This window comes from Roseateles sp. (assembly GCF_039595595.1).
Taxonomy (GTDB): domain Bacteria; phylum Pseudomonadota; class Gammaproteobacteria; order Burkholderiales; family Burkholderiaceae_C; genus Roseateles.
The window spans coordinates 69738-85248 of the sequence record NZ_JBCNLG010000018.1 but is presented as its reverse complement, the minus strand read 5'-3'; the positions used below and the strand labels follow the sequence as shown (position 1 = coordinate 85248).

The window sequence follows — 15511 nt, the reverse complement described above, 5'->3', positions numbered from 1 at the left end:
GCCCGGCGGCGCAGGGCCGCCGAGCCCGTCACGCCGTCAGGGGAAGCTGAAATTGGTCGTGGTGGTCGCGCCTGCCGCGAAGGTGATGGGACCCGCGGTCTTGACGCTGCTGGCGGTACTGGCCTCGAGGCCGTACTTCGCCGTGGCCGCCACGTCGGCGCCAAAGTTCAGCGCGCCCTGCGGCGCCACGTAGGCCGCGACCATCGGCGAGGCGACCGGCAGCGTCAGGCTGTAGACGCCGGTGGCCGAGTCGACGCCCTGGGCCAGGATCTCGACCTTGTCGCCGTTGGCCAGGGTCTGCACCGCGCGCACGCTGGCATCGACGGGCGTGGCACCCGTGCTCACGGCGCCCGTGGCCGTGGCGCTCAGCGAGCTGCCCAGCGTCACGGGCGCGCTGGCGGCGTTGAGCAGCGTCACCGTCGATGCGGTCACCGTCAGGCCGGTGACCACGTCGGCGGCGCGGCCGGGCGCGGTGATCACCAGGTCGTAGCTGCCCGGAGCGACCGGCTGCAGCAGGAACTTCCCGGTGGCGTCAGGCGCCGTGGCCTTGATCACCACGCCGCCCTGCTGCACGGACACCATCGTGTTGCCGTTGGCCAGCGACGGGTCCACGTAGCCGCTCACGCCGGAGATCAGGTTCGGCACGACACGCACGACGGGCTTGAGCAGGAACTTGCCGGAGTTGCCGGCCGTCACGACCGACTTGCAGGCATCGAAGTCGAGCACGAAGTCCGCCAACTGATCAGCGGCGATCGTGATGTCGGCATTGAGCTTGAGGCCGGACTGCGCCGCGCTCGGCGTGTCGAGCGCGACTTCGGTGCCGCCCGTCGGCACGACGGAATTCAGCAGCGGGTTCGCGCCGTCATTGGGCGCCAGCACCAGGCGCAGCTGCGTGTAGTGCCCGGCCTGCAGCGGGATCTGACCGAGCGAGGCCAGCACGCCGTTGGTCAGGCTCAGCAGATCGACGCGCCGGGGCGTCGAGAAGCTGAGGTCGGTCCAGCCCGCATCGGTGTCGCTGGCGGTGGCGCTCTGGTTGACGCGGATTTTCTGGATCGCGACGTTCACATGGTCGTACCCGCAGGCGGGCGCGTCGGTGAGCGAGAGCGCGAGCGTGCCATTGGCGCTGGCCATGGCGTCGCCGCTGCCGCCCCCGCCGCCGCAGGCGGACAGGAGCGCGAGGAGCGCGGCCGAAAGGGCCGCGGCAACTGAAGCGGAAATGCGAGGGGAAAAGGAGCGATGGAACTTCATGATGGTTTCCTTTGCCGGTCGTCATTGCCGGAAAAGAGGACCCCGTGCGACCGGCCCGAAAAGCGTACGCCTGGCGCAGCGCTTCGGATAGCTGCTGAAGTTCAATCAATCATCACCAGTTGCAACGGCCACGCGGCCGCGCGGCTCCGAGGATGGCGGCGCGGCGCGCCTTTCTGAAGCCGCGGCCTTTCGACTACATTGCCCCAAGGACGCACGACCGCCGCAGAGCCTGGCGTGCCGCCCAGGGAGTCCTGCTGAAAGGCGTCTCGGCGCCGAGCTGATTCATGAACGGCAACACGCGATGCCTGGATCGACGGCAGTGCCTGCGCGCGCTCTCAGCGCTCTCGCCGCTCTCAGCGCTTTCGGCGCTGACGCCGGTGCGCGCCGCGCCGGCCGCCGCGCGGCCCCGTGTGCTGCGATTCACCTTCTCGCGCCGGCGCGACGACCCGCGGACCCAGTGGCTCATCGCGGTCTACCGCGAGGCGCTGGCCGCGCTCGGGGTGACGTTCGAATTCCTGGACCTCCCCGCCGGCCGCGCACCGCTGGCGATCGAGTCCGGCGACGCGGATGGCGAGCTCGGCCGCACCTGGGGCTACGGCCAGCTTTATCCATCGCTCGTGCGCGTGCCTGAACCGAACAACACTGTCGAGTTCGCCGTCTACGCCGCGGGAGATGCCGGCCTGACCGAGTTCCCGGGATGGCCGGCGGTACGGTCGAACGCGCTGGACTGCGAGCATCGCCGCGGCATTCTTGAACTGGCCGCCTTGCTGGAGCGCGAGGTCGCTCCCCGGCACGTGTCGACCGTCGCGACCATCGAGCAAGGGATACGCCGGCTTCAGCTCAAGCGCACCGCGCTCTATTTCGACGTGCGGGAGGCCGTCGACGACTATCTCTCGTTCGGCGATGCGAGCGCGGAACTGCGCGCCGGCGTCGCACCGCGGCTGCTGAAGGTCGTCGAATCCACGACCGGACATGCCTATCTGCATCGCCGGCACGAGGCGATCGTGCCGGCGCTGTCCGAGACGCTGCGCGCGATGAAGCGCCAGGGCACGGTGGCCCGCTATCGAGAGGAGGCGCTGCAGCGCTTCCTGACCGCGCGCGGACGCTGACGGCGGGTCAGCGTCCGACGGCCGCTAGTCCTCAGTCGGCCAGTGCGGCGGCGAGCTCCCTGACGCGCTGCGCGTCGGCGTTCAGCGCCTTGGCGATCGCCGCGCCGTACTGGCTATCGGCTTTCTGGAAGAACGAGAGCATCGTGTACTTCGTCGTCTCATCCTTCACCTGGCCCAGGTCCCCGGCCAGGTTGGCGACGAGGTTGGCCTGCTCCTGGCTGGACAGCGAGCGGTAGAAGTCCCCGGCCTGCCGGAAGTTCTGCGTCTTGGCGATGCGCTGCTGCTGCGTCGTGCCGCTCAGCGGCAGGCTGCTGTAGCGCAGCGACGCGTCCTGCGGCTTGGGCTCCAGGCGCGACGGCTCGTAGTTCACCTTGCCGACGCGGGCTCCGCCATTGAGCGCGCCATCCTGGTTGTTGTTGTTCACCACCGCCTTGGGCGCGTTGATCGGCAGTTGATAGGCGTTGGCGCCGATGCGATGGAGCTGTGTGTCGTTGTAGCTGAAGACGCGGCCCTGCAGCAGACGGTCTTCCGAGGGCTCGATGCCCGGCACCAGGTTGCCCGGCGCGAACGCGGCCTGCTCGGTCTCCTGGAAGACGTTAGCGGGATTGCGGTTCAGCGTCAGCGTGCCCACCTTGGTCTCGGGCACGCCGGGCCAGATCTTGGTCGCGTCCAGCGGATCGAAGTCGAAGGCGCCGAGCTGCTCGGGCTTGAGCAGCTGGACGTAGAGGTCCCACTTCGGGAAGTTGCCGGCGTTGATGGCCTGGATCAGGTCCTCGGAGGCGTGATTGAAGCTGCGGCCCTGGACTTCCGAGGCCTCGCGCGCCGTCAGGTTCTTCAGGCCCTGCAGGCTCTTCCAGTGGAACTTGACGTAGGTGATGCCGCCCTGCGCATTGACGAACTTGTAGGCATGGACGCCATTGCCGTCCATGGTGCGGTAGCTGGCCGGCGTGCCCTGGTCCGAGTACACCCGGGTCAGCATGTGCGTCGCCTCCGGCACATGCGAGAAGAAGTCGAAGAAGCGATTGGGATCCTGGACGTTGGTGTCCGGACTCGGCTTGAGGCTGTGGACCATGTCCGGGAACTTGATCGCGTCGCGGATGAAGAAGACCGGCAGGTTGTTGCCCACCAGGTCCCAGTTGCCCTCGGCGGTGTAGAACTTCGTCGCGAAGCCGCGCGGATCGCGCAGGGTCTCGGGCGAATGGTTGCCGTGGATCACCGTGGAGAAGCGGACGAAGACCGGCGTGCGCGTGCCCGGCACGAAGACCTTGGCGCGGGTCACGGCGGAGAGATCGGCCGAGGCGACGAACTCGCCATGGGCGCCGGTGCCGCGCGCATGCACGACACGCTCGGGCACGCGCTCGCGGTCGAAGCGCTGCAGCTTCTGGATCAGCTGCACGTCCTGGAGCAGCACGGGGCCGTTCGGCCCGGCGGTCTGCGAGTTCTGGTTGTCGCCGACCGGCGCGCCGTTGTCGCGGGTCAAGGGGGTCTGGCACCAGGCCACGGCCGGCGCGGACAGCAGGGTCGCCAGACCCAGGGTGGCCAGCGGCAGCCGGCGGGTGATCGAAAGCGTCATGGGATCAGTCCTCCTTGAGCAATGCAGGGATGCGCGAGCGTAGTGACGCTCCCCTGCCCGTTCAATTGAAGCTTTCTGAATCAGCGATTGATGTCATCGATCAGCGCCCGGCCGGGCGAGGCCGCCAGCGCCCGCACGCCCTCGGGCAGCGGCATCTGCAGACTGGCCGCGAGGCTGGCCAGCTCCTCGCGGCGTGGATGTCCGGCGCGCCAGGCCAAGCCGATGCGGCGTGATTCGCCGCCGGCGGAAGGCCGCACGATCAGCCGCGACGCGCCCTCTTCCGCGCGCGCGGCGAGGGCCGGCAGGAACGTATAGCCCAGGCCCGCAGACACCAGTTGGCGCAGCGTCTCGAGGCTGGTGGCGCGGCAGTCCGAGGCCTGGTCCGGCGCGATGCCCCGCTGCTCGCAGATGGCGAGCGCCTGGCCGCGCAGGCAGTGGCCCTCGGTGAGCAGCAACAGCTGGAGATGCGCGAGCCGCGCGGCATCGATGGGCCCGTCGGGAAGTCCTTCCGTCCCCGGCGGACAGGCGACGAAGAAGGGCTCGTCGAAGAGCGCTTGCTCGATCACGTCGGAACGCCGGAAGGCGGGCAGCGCGACCACGGCGGCATCGATCTGCTGCTCGTCGAGCTTCTCCTCGAGCCGGCGGGTGGTGTCCTCGACCAGGACCAGATGCAGGCGCGGATACTGCCGCGACAGCTGGGGCAACATCCACGGCAGGTAGTACGGCGCCAGCGACGGAATGACGCCGATGTTGAAGGCGCCCTCGAGCGGACCGCGCCGCTGGCGCGTGAGCAGCAGGATCTCGTCGGCCAGGCCGAGCAGCCGCGCGGCGCGCTCGGCGATCACCTCGCCCATGGACGTGGGCACCGGGCGGCGGCCGCCGCGATCGATCAGCGTGACGCCGAGATAGTCCTCCAGCTTGCGCAGCTGCAGGCTCAGCGTCGATTGGGTCACGCAGCAGGCTTCGGCCGCCTGGCCGAAATGCCGATGCTCCACGAGCGCCACCAGATAGCGCAACTCCCGCAATGTCATGGCGTGTTCCTTGAGCTTGCGGCGAGGGTATCCAAGCCGGAACGCCGAACTCGCGGCCCACGCGAAAACGTCGCTATGAACGCGATATGCGCAATCGAATGGACGGCAAGGCCCGTCCTCTGCTGCGTCTGGCCGATTCGCTCAGCGGGCGATCTGGCGAGCCAGCCAGGCCGTCAGTGTCTCGGTCACGAAGTCAGGGTTCTCGAGATTCGAGATGTGACCCGCGTCGGGAACGATCACCTGTTCGCAGCCGATGGCCTCGGCCATCCGGGCGGTCTCGGCCGCCGGGCGGGGGATGTCCAGCGCGCCGCACATCAGCAGCGTGCGTCCGGCGTTCAGCGCCGAAAGGCGCTGCACCGCCTCGGGACGGCCGAAGATCAGGCGTCCCAGCGGCACGACGGCCTCGCGCAACTGCGCGGCGGAGAAGCCCTCCAGCGCGCGGCGGAAAGCCGTCGGCAAGGGGCCGCTCAGGTCCGCGCCACTGCGGAAGAACAGCGGCACGACGGCGTCGAGGATGGGCGCGGGGAACTTGCCCAGCGACTCGATGGTGTCGAGCATCTGGAAGTAGCGCGCGCGGGTCGCCTCCGGCTCGGCGCCGAGGTAGGTATCCATCATGACGAGCGCGCGCACGCGGGCGGGCTCGCGCAGCGCGAGTTCCGCGCCCCACATGCCGCCGACCGACAGGCCCGCCACCGCGCATTCACGGACGTCCAGCGCATCGAGCAGCAGGCCCGCGTGCGCGGCCAGGTCGCCCAGCGTGCGCGTGCCCGCAGGCGGCGCGTCGGAGCGCCCATGGCCCCAGAGGTCGGGCGCGATGACGCGATGCGTGCGCGAGAGCGCTTCCATCTGCGGCGCCCACATGGCGGAGTCCCAGAGGTAGCTGTGTCCGAGCAGGATCGGAAATCCGGTCCCGCGGTCCTGGTAATGCAAGGAGCGGCCGGCGATGTCGATGACGGGCATGGTGTGGGTGAAGTGAAGGGAACCGGGTGTGACGGCGAAGGAACGGGAGAGACAAGGCGCTCCGGTCCAGGCGGCCACTGGGCGGTGAGTGTGCCTCGATCAGGAACGCGTCTGCGGCTCCTCAGGCGCGGGCCGACGCCGATGCCGGACCTGCGCCTCGAACGTCGGGCGGCCGCCGAGGCGACTCCCTCGGGGTCAGTCGTTGCCGCCCGCCGGGCTGGACGACGGCATCACCACCGTCGCGCCCTCGGCGTTGGCCGGCGTGCCCATCATGACTTGCAGGCGGCCGGTGTCGGTGCTGACGTTCGAGCCGATCCGCAGCGTCGAGTCGCGGTCGTCCAGCCTCACCAGGTGCGAGCGCACACCGCTGAACTGCGAGTCGTCGATCGACACGTTCGCCTTGATCGGCTGGCCGCCCAGCGTCACCAGCAATTGGCCGACGTCCTGGGCGTAGACGCCGCTGAGCTTCACGTTGGCGTCGCCGTTGACCTGGATCGCCTTGTCATGCGAGTGCCGGAACGAGGAGTTCCTGATCTCGACCTCCGCGGGACGGTTGCCAGGGATGCTGTCGGGAGAGATCCCCGCCAGTTGCGCGTCGTGCGCCCGGTTGCCGGGGCCGTCGATGGTGATCATGTCGTCCGGACCGCCGTGCACCGCATGCACGTTGTCGATCTTGGCGTCGCCCAGCAGGTGCACGCCATCGCCGCCCTGGAACTGCACGTTCTTGAGCGTCGCACCCGGACCGAGGACGAAGACCGGCTGGTAGGTCTCGGCCGAGTTGCCGTTGAGCCCCGGCCCGGCGGTGAACAACTGGCCCTTGCCGTCGAAGGTCTCGCCGGGCCCGACCACGATGGGCTTGTTGACCACCACTTCGCCACGGTGGGGCGGGAGCACCGAGGTCGCTGGCGAACTCGTGGACACCGCGCTCGAACCGTCGGGCTTGCCGGGCGCGCCCACCGAGGGCGCGGGTGCAGGCGCGAGCGCGGAATCGAGCAGCGGATCGGTTGTCGCCGGCGCCGCCGCGTGATGGTGGTGATGGCGGTGATGGCCATGAGCCGGTGCCGGAACAGGCGCAGGGCTCGGGCTCGGGCTCGGGCTCGGGCTTGGGCTTGGGCTCGGAGCAGAAGCCGGCGGCGCGGGCACGGGCGCTGGCGCTGGGGGCATATCGCCAGGGCCACCGCTTCCGGGGATCCCGCTCCCCGAGCCACCGAGGCTGCTGCCAGGACCGAAGGAATTGCCTCCCGCACCTCCCGGACCGCCACCGCCCGCGAATGGATTCGCTGCTCCGCCGCCGAGGCCTCCGCCCATGCCTCCGCCCATGCCCCCGCCTGGGCTCCCGCCTGCGCCGCCGCCCATGCCGCCTGCGCCACCCCCTCCCCCGCCAGGCATGCCCTGCTGCCCTTGCTGGGCCTGCAGCGACTGCAGGAGCTGCTGCACCAGCATCGCGATGATCTGCTGGACCAGCAGCGTCATGAGCGGGGCGATGGCGTTGGACGGGGTCGCCGGCTGAGGGTCCGCGTTGAGCTGCTGCTGGTACAGCTGCTGCATCGGCGACAGGCGCGGGCCACTGCCGTTGAGGGACGAGATCGGATCGATGGCGCTCATGAGCGGCTCCTTGGCGAAGGCATGGGAGAAGAGACCCGTCACTCTCGGCAGCGGATCTGGGTGTTCGTTGACCGCCGCCGAACCGTTGTCCGGGGAGACGAAGCCGTCTTGGCCCTTCGCCGCGGCCACCGGACTTTCGCGAGCGCACGGCCAGCCGTCATGGCGGCCCGCCACGATCCTGGCGAAGGAGCAGTGCATGTCCTTCACCACCCGAATCGCGCGCCATCTCGGCATCTCCCGTGTCAACGTCGACACACCCTGGTCGCAGGAGCAGCGCACGCCGCTCTTGCCCAGCACGGCCATCCGGCCGCTGGACATGCCGCCGGCGCGGCCGCAGCCCGGCGCCCCGGCGGCGCCGCGCGCCGCTCTGCCGGCCTCCCAGGCGGTCGATGCCGGCGCCAGCGCCGCGGCCACCGCGTCCGCGCCAGACCAGCCGTCGCGCGCCGCGCCCACCGGCGCGGTGCTGCTGGACGCGATGCGCGCCGAGCGGCCGGATGCGGCCTCGCTGACCGCGGCCTTGTTCGCGCGCGGCGCCTCGGCGCCGGAGGACCTGGCTCAGCTGACCGGCCGACTGTCGCGGCTGGATCTGTCCGGCGTGCCGCCCACCCCCGAGCTGCCCTCCGCGCCGCTGGTGCTGCTGACGCAGTCGCTGGCCGCGGCATGCGACGGCGACGCGCGTCTGGCGCTGGATGCCCTGGACTCGCTGGCCGCGCTCGACGCCGAGGCCGAGCTGATCGCCGCCTGGCAGTCCGGGGCGAACCGGACGCCGGCGGCCTCGCCGCTGTTGTCCGCGTCGCCGTCGCCGTCCGCCGCGCTGCTGGGCAGTCCCGGCCGGCTCACCGACGTCGGACGCCGCCGGCGCCAGGACGGGCTGCGCAACAACCGGCTCGGCTGGGGGCCGATGCTGATCGAGCACGCGGCCGCCGACGAGCAGGCCGCCCGCCAAGCCGCATGGCGCACCTCCTCCGCGCTGGGCGGCACGCCGGCCGGCATGGACGTGCTGATGGCGGTCACGGCGCGGCCGGTCGATCCGGCTCGGCGGCGCGATTTCGCTTTGCTGCTCAAGGCCTCCGAGGGCGCACCGCGCGAGCTCGGTCATCACGGCGATCCGACGGCGCTGCTGCGTGATCCGGCCTCGCTGCGGACGCTCACCGGCGAAGCGCTGTTCTGTGCCGCGGCGCGGATGGCGGGCGACGTGGAGGCCGCAAGGCCGCATCAATGGGCGCTCGCGGCGGTGCGCAACGACCTGCATGACACCGGTCCCGGCACGCTGTTCGCGGCGCTCGACGCCCGGCTGATGAAGATGGGCCGCTGGATCGACCGCGCCGCGCCGCGCGGCGGCCTGGGGCTGCGCAATCCGCTGATCGGCAAGACGCCGTTCCGCGCGCTGCGGCACGGCACGCAAGGCGTGGAACGCGGGCCGGCCGCGCGTCATCGCCAGCGCCGCGAGCAAGCGCTGACCGAAGCGGCCACCGCGCTGCGCAACGCGCTGCCGAACCTGCCGGCGGGCCGCTCGGCCGGTCCGGCCGCGGTGCCGGGCCACCTGTTGCGCGCCGCGGTCCTGTCGCATTGCCTGGAGGAGACCGGTCCCTCGTTCGAGCGCGCGGGCTTCGGCGCCGATGCACGCACGGCGATCGCCGAACGCCTGGCCCGGCTGATGCTGTCCGAGGCCGCCGCGGCGGACCCGCCGGTGCTGAGCGCCCTCGCCCGCCGCCTGGGCGAGTTGCCCGAGCTCAAGGCACTCGCGACGCTGCGCCTGGACGCCACGGCGATGGCCGGCTGGCTGGCCGACGCGCGTTCGGACACGGCCGGCGCGCCCGGCGCGGCCGCCTCCGCGTCCCTGCTCCTGAGCGCATCGGCCGCGCTCGCGCGCGCCGAGGACGAGGCCAACGGCCGCGACACCCGCATGAAGGCGGTCGATCGCGAGACGCTGCGGGCCGCGCTCAAGGACATCGTCGCCAACCTCGAGGGCTCGTCGCGGTTGCGGCTGACTGGCGGCGGCATCGCGGGCGTCGGGCTGCGCCAGATCACGGCGTCGATCAGCGCGGTGGCCACGGCGCTGTTCGTGCGCGGCCGCGTCGATGCCCGCGTGCAACGGGCCCGGCATGCCGTCTTCGAGATCGCCATGCCGCCCTACGACATGGAGATCGTGCTCGGGACGCAGCGCCAGACCATCGGCCAGTTGGGGCTGGGCGGGAGCGTGGGGCCGGACCTGGGGGCGTTCAAGGTCGGCGGCAACGTGGATGCGCTGCTCCTGGGCCTCGACGGGTCCACGCTGCAGGGACTGTCGCTGCGCCTGCCGCGCGTTGGCCGGCCCGTGCCCGAACTGCGCGAGGAGTTCTCGCGCCTGGTCGACCGGCTCATCGACCACGGCGCCGGGGGCGCTGCCCGCCACCCCGGTGACCCGCCGCTGCTGCGCCAGCTGCTGCAGGAATTTCCGGATATGACCATCAACCGCATCGGCGACGCGGGCGACGGACGCCGCCGGCATGGCCTCGGCGCGGACGTCACCGGGTCGCTGGGCAAATGGCGGCTCAAGGCGACCGCCAGCGCGGGGGGCTACGTCGAGACGCAACGCGATGTCACGCGCCGCTACGGCGACGCCAGCGGCGCGATGCGCGTCGAGCGCCGCATCGACGGCCATGCCACCCGCGCTGGTGTCGCGCTGCGGGCCTCGCTCGGCGCGTCGCAGACCGTGGCCGGGTCGGTCGGCGATGCCGGCAAGGCCGACCTCACGATGGGCGCGCTGCAGGCCGGCATCGGCGCGGAACGCATCCTGGGCGGTGTCTTCGATCGCCGCGAGGCCGTCTACGAGGACGGCCGTCTGCATCCACTGTCCTTCGTCGAGACCGAGTATCAGGATCTCAAGGCATTCGCCGAGCGCGTGACGCCGCAGCTCGGCGACTGGGTCGCGGCCGGCGCGGATCGGCAGCGGTTGGAGCAGTTGGTCGCCGATATCCAGCGTCATGCCAGCCCCCACCACAGCGCCGCGGCGCGGATGGTGGTCGGCACGGAGATGCGGCTGCGCGACGGTGCGCTGCGCTCCGCGCTCGCGCTGTGCGAGCGCCAGCCGGGCGGCATGCCGGCCGAAGCGGCCGCGCTGGAACGCGCGATCGAGGCCCAGTGGCGCGATCCGGCGGCGCTGCGGCCGTACTCGATGCGCTCGTACGAGCGCAACATGGCACAGCGCACGCACGGGCTGGACCTCGTCGTGCAACTGGGCAGCGTGACCGCGGCCGAAGCGTCGCACATCGACGCGCGAGTCGACGTGCCGGCGCGCTGAGCGATCGCGCCCGTCGGCACGAAGCCCCGGCGCCAGGCCGGGGCGTTCGCGATCAACCGCTGTAGGGCTTGTAGTCCCAGGCGCCCACGCCCTGCACGTTGGCGGTGGACGGCGCGAGCACCTTGTTCGGCGTGCTCTCGATCACCACGTCGGACGCGATGTTGATGTTGGCCTTCTTGACGTCGCTGCGCACGACGGCCTCGTCGCCATTGCGGAAGACCGAGTTGCGGATGTCGATGCTGATCGGGAAGTCATGTCCGCCGTTGGTGCGCACCGCCTTGCCGAAGCCGTCCGCGGTGAAGCCGTCGATCGACAGCGAGCCCGGCGCGTTGATCTGGAAGATCTTGTCGGTGGCCGCATAGGCGCCGCCGCCGATCACCTTGACGTTGCCGGGACCCTTCATCGTCATCGCGTCCTCACCGACGTCCTTCCACCAGACGTCCTTGAGCGTCGCGTCGCCGCGCGTGTGGACGCCGTCGCCGCCGGCCACCTGCACGTTCTCCAGCTTCGCGCCCGGCTCGAGGATGAAAACCGGCTTCTGGGTCTCGCTCTGGCCGCCGTCACCCAGCGACGGACCGGCCTGATAGAGCTTGCCCTCGCCGTTGAAGGTCTGCCCGGCCTTGACCACGATGGGTTCGTTCACGATCACCTTGCCGGTCGCGGGCGGGATCTCGGCCGGCTTGCCCGCGCCCGAGACCGGCGCGGGGGAAGATGAGGAAGACGGAGACGACGGAGACGATGGAGACGACGGAGACGACGGAGACGACGGAGACGATGGAGACGACGGAGACGACGGAGACGACGGAGACGATGGCGAGGACGGCCAACCGCCGCCTGGTCCGCCCGCGCCTGGTCCCATCGACGGCCCGCCCATGCCGCCCGTGCCGCCCGTGCGGCCGGATGGCGAGCCTCCGCCGCCGCCGGCTCCGCTGCCGAAGCTGTCTCCTCCGCCTCCGCCGCCGCCGAACTGGTTGGCCAGTTGATTGGCGGCACTGGTGGGCTGCAAGCCGTTCTGCGAGAGCGACTGCAGCAGCGGCAGCAAGGCCTGCAGCAACTGGAGGATGCTGTTGATGACCGCGGCCTGGCCGGCCGAGCCGCCGCTGGCTGGCCCTTGCGGCTGCGCGGCGGGCGCGTTGAGGTATTGGCTGTAGAGGTCGAGCGCCGACGGGCGCCGCACGGACGAGGGACGATCGATGGCATCGATGGACATGGCTGCTCCTGGGTAAGGCGTGAAGGCGCGGTGCGCTCGGCGTGATCAATTGGTGAGGGTAGGCACCGCCTCGCGCACGGAGCCTCCCCGAGCGAAGCGGCGTGACAGGCGGCGAAGCGCCGCGAGGGCCAGGCCTTGCGCCCTTCGCGCGACGGCGTGCTGCTTCGCGACATTGCCCTTGGCCGCTCACGGTCCTTCCTAGATTGCAGGCATCCCGGACTTCCCGCCGAACCGCCATGCACGCGACGCCCCATGCCCTGCCCGCTTCCACCGCGTTCGCCGTGGCCCTGGCGGCGATCACGGGCGAAACGCCGATCGCGGCCGCGGCGGCGATCGGGGTCCGCCCCGCGCTGGATGGCGACCTCACGGCCATCACGCGGATCTACAACGAGTCGCTGCCGCCGTTGCCCGCACCGCTGCCGGACGTTGACGCGCGCGCTGCCGGCCGGCCGCTGCTGGGCAGCTGCCTGCCGCAACTGCCAGCGGACGGGCTCGCGAACTGGATGGCGTCGCATCGCGCCAATGGCCGTCCGCTGTGGGTGGCGCAGGCCGGCAGGGAAGTCGTGGGATGGCTGAGCCTGCTCGGCTTCGCCGACCGGCCGGCCTGCATGCCCGCGGCGGAGGTCGCGATCTACATCGCCCGCGGCTGGCGCGGCTGCGGCATCGGACGGCGCCTGCTGTCGCACGCGCAGACCGAGGCGCGGCTGTGGCACATCGACCGGCTGATGGCTTTCATCTGGCACGACAACGCGGCCAGCCTGGCGCTGTTCCGCGCCCAGGGCTTCAGCGCCTGGGGGCGTCTGCCGGGCATCGTGTGGGCCGACGCGAAGAGCCGGGACATGGTGATCCTGGGCCGGGTGCTCGGCGCGGATTGAGGCTGAACGGCGCTGGGGTCAGGGACCTGCGCGATGCGCGGCGTAACAGTCCGCCAGCGCGCCTCGCATACGATGGCCCGTTCCACCATCGGCCAAGACCCAGCCCATGCGACGCGCCGGCATCACGATCATGTTCACCCTTGCAGCCCCTGCGCATGCGAACGCTCAGGACGGCAAGCCATGACCCCGATCCAGCAATGGCATGCCACCCGCAGCCTGCGCCTGCTGCTGCAGACGCTGCGCGACATGATGGTCTCGATGGGGCCGCTGCTGCTGCTCGGCGGCGGGCTGCTGGTGGCGGCCTATTGGTGGCTGGATCCGCAGCCGCCGCGCCAGGTGCGGCTGGCCACCGGTCCGGCCGGCAGTGCCTACGCCGGCTTCGGCGAAGGCTATGCGAAGGCGCTGGCGCGCGAGCGCGTTCAGGTGGTGCTGATCGGCAGCGAAGGCGCGCAGGACGACCTCGCGCATCTGCGCGCGGGCACGGCCGACGTGGGCTTCGTGCGCGGCGGCATGGCCGACCCGGTGGCCGATACCGAGGCTGGCATCGTCTCGCTGGGCAGCCTGTTCTACGAGCCGATCTGGATCTTCTATCGCCGCGATCTGGGCATCGTTCGCCGCCAGCACGGCGGCGAACTGCAGCGTCTGACCCAACTGCGTGGCCTGCGCGTCAATGTGGACCAGGACGGCAGCGGTGTGCCGCAGATCGTCGAGAAGCTGCTGGCGCTGAACCACATGACGCCGGCCGATCTGCGGCTGTCCAATCTGGCCCCTGACGCCGCTGGCGCGGCGCTGCGCGAGGGCCGGCTGGACGCCGCGGTGCTGATCTCGGCGCCGCAGGCGGGCCTGATCCGCGCGCTGCTGCGTGACCCGGCCATCGGACTGATGGGCTTCGAGCAGAACGAAGCCTATTCGCGCCACCTGCCCTTCCTGTCCACCGTGACGCTGCCACGCGGTGTCGTAGATCTGGCGGCCGATCTGCCGCCGCACGACGTGCCGCTGCTCGCGACCACGACCGCGCTGCTGGCGCGCGAGCAGACGCACCCGGCGCTGCGACAGCTGTTCGCGCAGGCGGCCCTGGGTCAGCACGGCGGGGCTGGCTGGTTCAATGGCGCGCGCGACTTCCCCAACACCCGCACCAGCGAGCTGCCGGTCAGCGCCGAAGGCGACCGCGCCATCAACGGCACGCCGCCGGCGTGGGCGCGTTACCTGCCCTTCTGGGCCGGCAATCTGCTGGAGCGCATGTGGCTGGTGGTGGGCGGCCTGCTGGTGCTGATGCTGCCGCTGTCGCGCGTGGTGCCGCCGCTGTACACCTTCCGCGTGCGCTCGCGCGTGTTCCGCTGGTATGCGCGGCTGCGCGAGGTGGAAGCCAAGCTGGAAACCGGCACGGGCAAGCGCGAGGCGCTGCTCGACGAACTGGACGAGCTGGATCGCGTCACGCATCGCATCGCGGTGCCGCTGTCGTATGCGGAAGAGCTTTATGCGCTGCGGAACAACATCCATGCGGTGCGAAAGCGCCTGCTGGCGCAAAGGTCACGGCCGGCGGCGACCTAGCCAGAAGGCTTCCTGCGGCGCACGGTCCTCTTCGCAGCCCCGACCACACCGGGCCGCGCGGATGCCGACGTCTGCTGGGCCGCGGCCCGGTCGCGCGACACCCAGGCGACGACGGCGTCGATGAAGGCGCGCACCTGCGGCGGCAGGAACGCGCGCTCCGGGTAGACCAACGCGATCTGCATCTCGGCGCCGACGACATCGGCGAGCACCTGCGCCAGCGCATCGCGCTCCAGATGCGGAGCCACCAGGCTCTCCGGAAGAAGCGCGATGCCAAGTCCGCGCACGGCCGCGTCGCACAGCAGCGCGATGTCGTTTGAGAAGAATGCGCCTTCGACCTGGAACTTGCTGCCGGAAACGAGTGGCCAATGAAACTGCGGCAGCTCACCACGCGTGAAGCCGAGCAGACAGCGGTGGTCGCGGAGATCGCGTTGCGTTTGTGGTGTGCCTCGATCGGCCAGGTAAGCCGGCGCGGCGACGGCGATCATGGGATCGCGGAAAAGAGTGCGCGCGATGAGCCCGGGCTGCATCTCGCTGCTGGCACGCAGCGCGACGTCGTAGCCGCCATGAAGCATGTCAACGTGCTGACTCGACGTGTGAACATGGACGTGCAGCGCCGGATGGTGCGCAGCAAAGTCGCTGAGCATGGCGCGGAAGCTCGGGTTCATCATCGGCGGCACCGAGACGCGCAGATCCCCACGCACGACATCGTCAGCCGTGCGCACGCTCTGCTCGGCCGAGCGCACCGCCTGGAGCGCCATGCAGGCTTGCTGGTAGAAGGCCTCGCCAACTTCGGTGAGGACAAGGCTTCGAGTGGTACGGCGCAGAAGGCGCACACCGAGGCGCTCCTCAAGGCGAGCGAGACGACGGCTCACGGTCGCGCGCGGGACGCCAAGCTCGGCCGCAGCGCGTGAGAGGGAGGTGGCATCGACCGTCTTGGTGAAGGCGACGAGTTCCGCCGTTTCGATGGGATCGTTCATATGGATCAAATCCTAGCAAATGATGCCAATTCTTGAGGTATTGATAACAATGTCGATCCAAAAGAAGATCTGCCCGGTCAGCCGACAGA

At 70.7% G+C, this 15511-nt stretch carries 11 protein-coding genes; 4 read left to right on the top strand and 7 right to left on the bottom strand.

Features of this window, described 5'->3' with window-relative positions; all coding sequences use genetic code 11:
* Window positions 1-36: 36 nt before the first annotated feature.
* Window positions 37-1131, bottom strand: coding sequence for a DUF4382 domain-containing protein (locus ABDW61_RS19320; protein ID WP_343640996.1), 1095 nt, complete (start codon window positions 1129-1131; stop codon window positions 37-39).
* 401 nt (window positions 1132-1532) lie between these two features.
* Here ABDW61_RS19320 and ABDW61_RS19315 point away from each other — a divergent pair, with 401 nt between their 5' ends.
* Window positions 1533-2357 (top strand): hypothetical protein, encoded by an 825-nt coding sequence (locus ABDW61_RS19315; RefSeq protein WP_343640995.1) that lies wholly within the window; start codon window positions 1533-1535, stop codon window positions 2355-2357.
* Window positions 2358-2388: 31 nt separating this feature from the next.
* On the opposite strand, the gene ABDW61_RS19310 is transcribed toward ABDW61_RS19315, so the two are convergent.
* The 4 genes from ABDW61_RS19310 to ABDW61_RS19295 form a co-directional block, all read right to left on the bottom strand.
* On the bottom strand, window positions 2389-3930 hold the full coding sequence (locus ABDW61_RS19310) for a catalase (RefSeq protein ID WP_343640994.1): 1542 nt from the start codon (window positions 3928-3930) through the stop codon (window positions 2389-2391).
* An 80-nt stretch (window positions 3931-4010) separates the two neighbouring features.
* The gene (locus tag ABDW61_RS19305; protein ID WP_343640993.1) at window positions 4011-4961 is read right to left on the bottom strand and encodes a LysR substrate-binding domain-containing protein; all 951 of its coding nucleotides are present in this window, start codon (window positions 4959-4961) and stop codon (window positions 4011-4013) included.
* A gap of 141 nt (window positions 4962-5102) precedes the next feature.
* Window positions 5103-5921: an alpha/beta fold hydrolase gene (locus tag ABDW61_RS19300; RefSeq protein ID WP_343640991.1), complete on the bottom strand. Its 819-nt coding sequence runs from the start codon at window positions 5919-5921 to the stop codon at window positions 5103-5105.
* A 195-nt stretch (window positions 5922-6116) separates the two neighbouring features.
* On the bottom strand, window positions 6117-7526 hold the full coding sequence (locus ABDW61_RS19295) for a pectate lyase (protein ID WP_343640990.1): 1410 nt from the start codon (window positions 7524-7526) through the stop codon (window positions 6117-6119).
* A gap of 196 nt (window positions 7527-7722) precedes the next feature.
* Here ABDW61_RS19295 and ABDW61_RS19290 point away from each other — a divergent pair, with 196 nt between their 5' ends.
* On the top strand, window positions 7723-10809 hold the full coding sequence (locus ABDW61_RS19290) for a hypothetical protein (RefSeq protein ID WP_343640988.1): 3087 nt from the start codon (window positions 7723-7725) through the stop codon (window positions 10807-10809).
* Window positions 10810-10861: 52 nt separating this feature from the next.
* On the opposite strand, the gene ABDW61_RS19285 is transcribed toward ABDW61_RS19290, so the two are convergent.
* Entirely contained in the window at window positions 10862-12019 is a 1158-nt protein-coding gene (locus ABDW61_RS19285) for a pectate lyase (protein ID WP_343640987.1), read from the bottom strand.
* Window positions 12020-12255: 236 nt separating this feature from the next.
* On the opposite strand from ABDW61_RS19285, the gene ABDW61_RS19280 reads away from it, so the two are divergent.
* The gene (locus tag ABDW61_RS19280; RefSeq protein ID WP_343640985.1) at window positions 12256-12894 is read left to right on the top strand and encodes an N-acetyltransferase family protein; all 639 of its coding nucleotides are present in this window, start codon (window positions 12256-12258) and stop codon (window positions 12892-12894) included.
* Between the two features lie 180 nt (window positions 12895-13074).
* A complete protein-coding gene (locus tag ABDW61_RS19275; protein WP_343640983.1) occupies window positions 13075-14445 on the top strand; it encodes a TAXI family TRAP transporter solute-binding subunit in 1371 nt (456 codons plus the stop codon).
* On the opposite strand, the gene ABDW61_RS19270 is transcribed toward ABDW61_RS19275, so the two are convergent.
* Complete coding sequence (locus tag ABDW61_RS19270) at window positions 14442-15422, bottom strand: LysR family transcriptional regulator (protein ID WP_343640982.1); 981 nt, start codon at window positions 15420-15422, stop codon at window positions 14442-14444. The two genes, ABDW61_RS19275 and ABDW61_RS19270, sit on opposite strands and share 4 nt — an antisense overlap.
* Between the last annotated feature and the right edge of the window lie 89 nt (window positions 15423-15511).

Excerpts from the sequence above, each read along its gene's own strand:
- ABDW61_RS19320 (WP_343640996.1), bottom strand. The coding sequence starts at position 1,131 with ATGGCCAGCGCCAATGGCACGCTCGCGCTCTCGCTCACCGACGCGCCC.
- ABDW61_RS19315 (WP_343640995.1), top strand. The coding sequence starts at position 1,533 with ATGAACGGCAACACGCGATGCCTGGATCGACGGCAGTGCCTGCGCGCG.
- ABDW61_RS19310 (WP_343640994.1), bottom strand. The coding sequence starts at position 3,930 with ATGACGCTTTCGATCACCCGCCGGCTGCCGCTGGCCACCCTGGGTCTG.
- ABDW61_RS19305 (WP_343640993.1), bottom strand. The coding sequence starts at position 4,961 with ATGACATTGCGGGAGTTGCGCTATCTGGTGGCGCTCGTGGAGCATCGG.
- ABDW61_RS19300 (WP_343640991.1), bottom strand. The coding sequence starts at position 5,921 with ATGCCCGTCATCGACATCGCCGGCCGCTCCTTGCATTACCAGGACCGC.
- ABDW61_RS19295 (WP_343640990.1), bottom strand. The coding sequence starts at position 7,526 with ATGAGCGCCATCGATCCGATCTCGTCCCTCAACGGCAGTGGCCCGCGC.
- ABDW61_RS19290 (WP_343640988.1), top strand. The coding sequence starts at position 7,723 with ATGTCCTTCACCACCCGAATCGCGCGCCATCTCGGCATCTCCCGTGTC.
- ABDW61_RS19285 (WP_343640987.1), bottom strand. The coding sequence starts at position 12,019 with ATGTCCATCGATGCCATCGATCGTCCCTCGTCCGTGCGGCGCCCGTCG.
- ABDW61_RS19280 (WP_343640985.1), top strand. The coding sequence starts at position 12,256 with ATGCACGCGACGCCCCATGCCCTGCCCGCTTCCACCGCGTTCGCCGTG.
- ABDW61_RS19275 (WP_343640983.1), top strand. The coding sequence starts at position 13,075 with ATGACCCCGATCCAGCAATGGCATGCCACCCGCAGCCTGCGCCTGCTG.
- ABDW61_RS19270 (WP_343640982.1), bottom strand. The coding sequence starts at position 15,422 with ATGAACGATCCCATCGAAACGGCGGAACTCGTCGCCTTCACCAAGACG.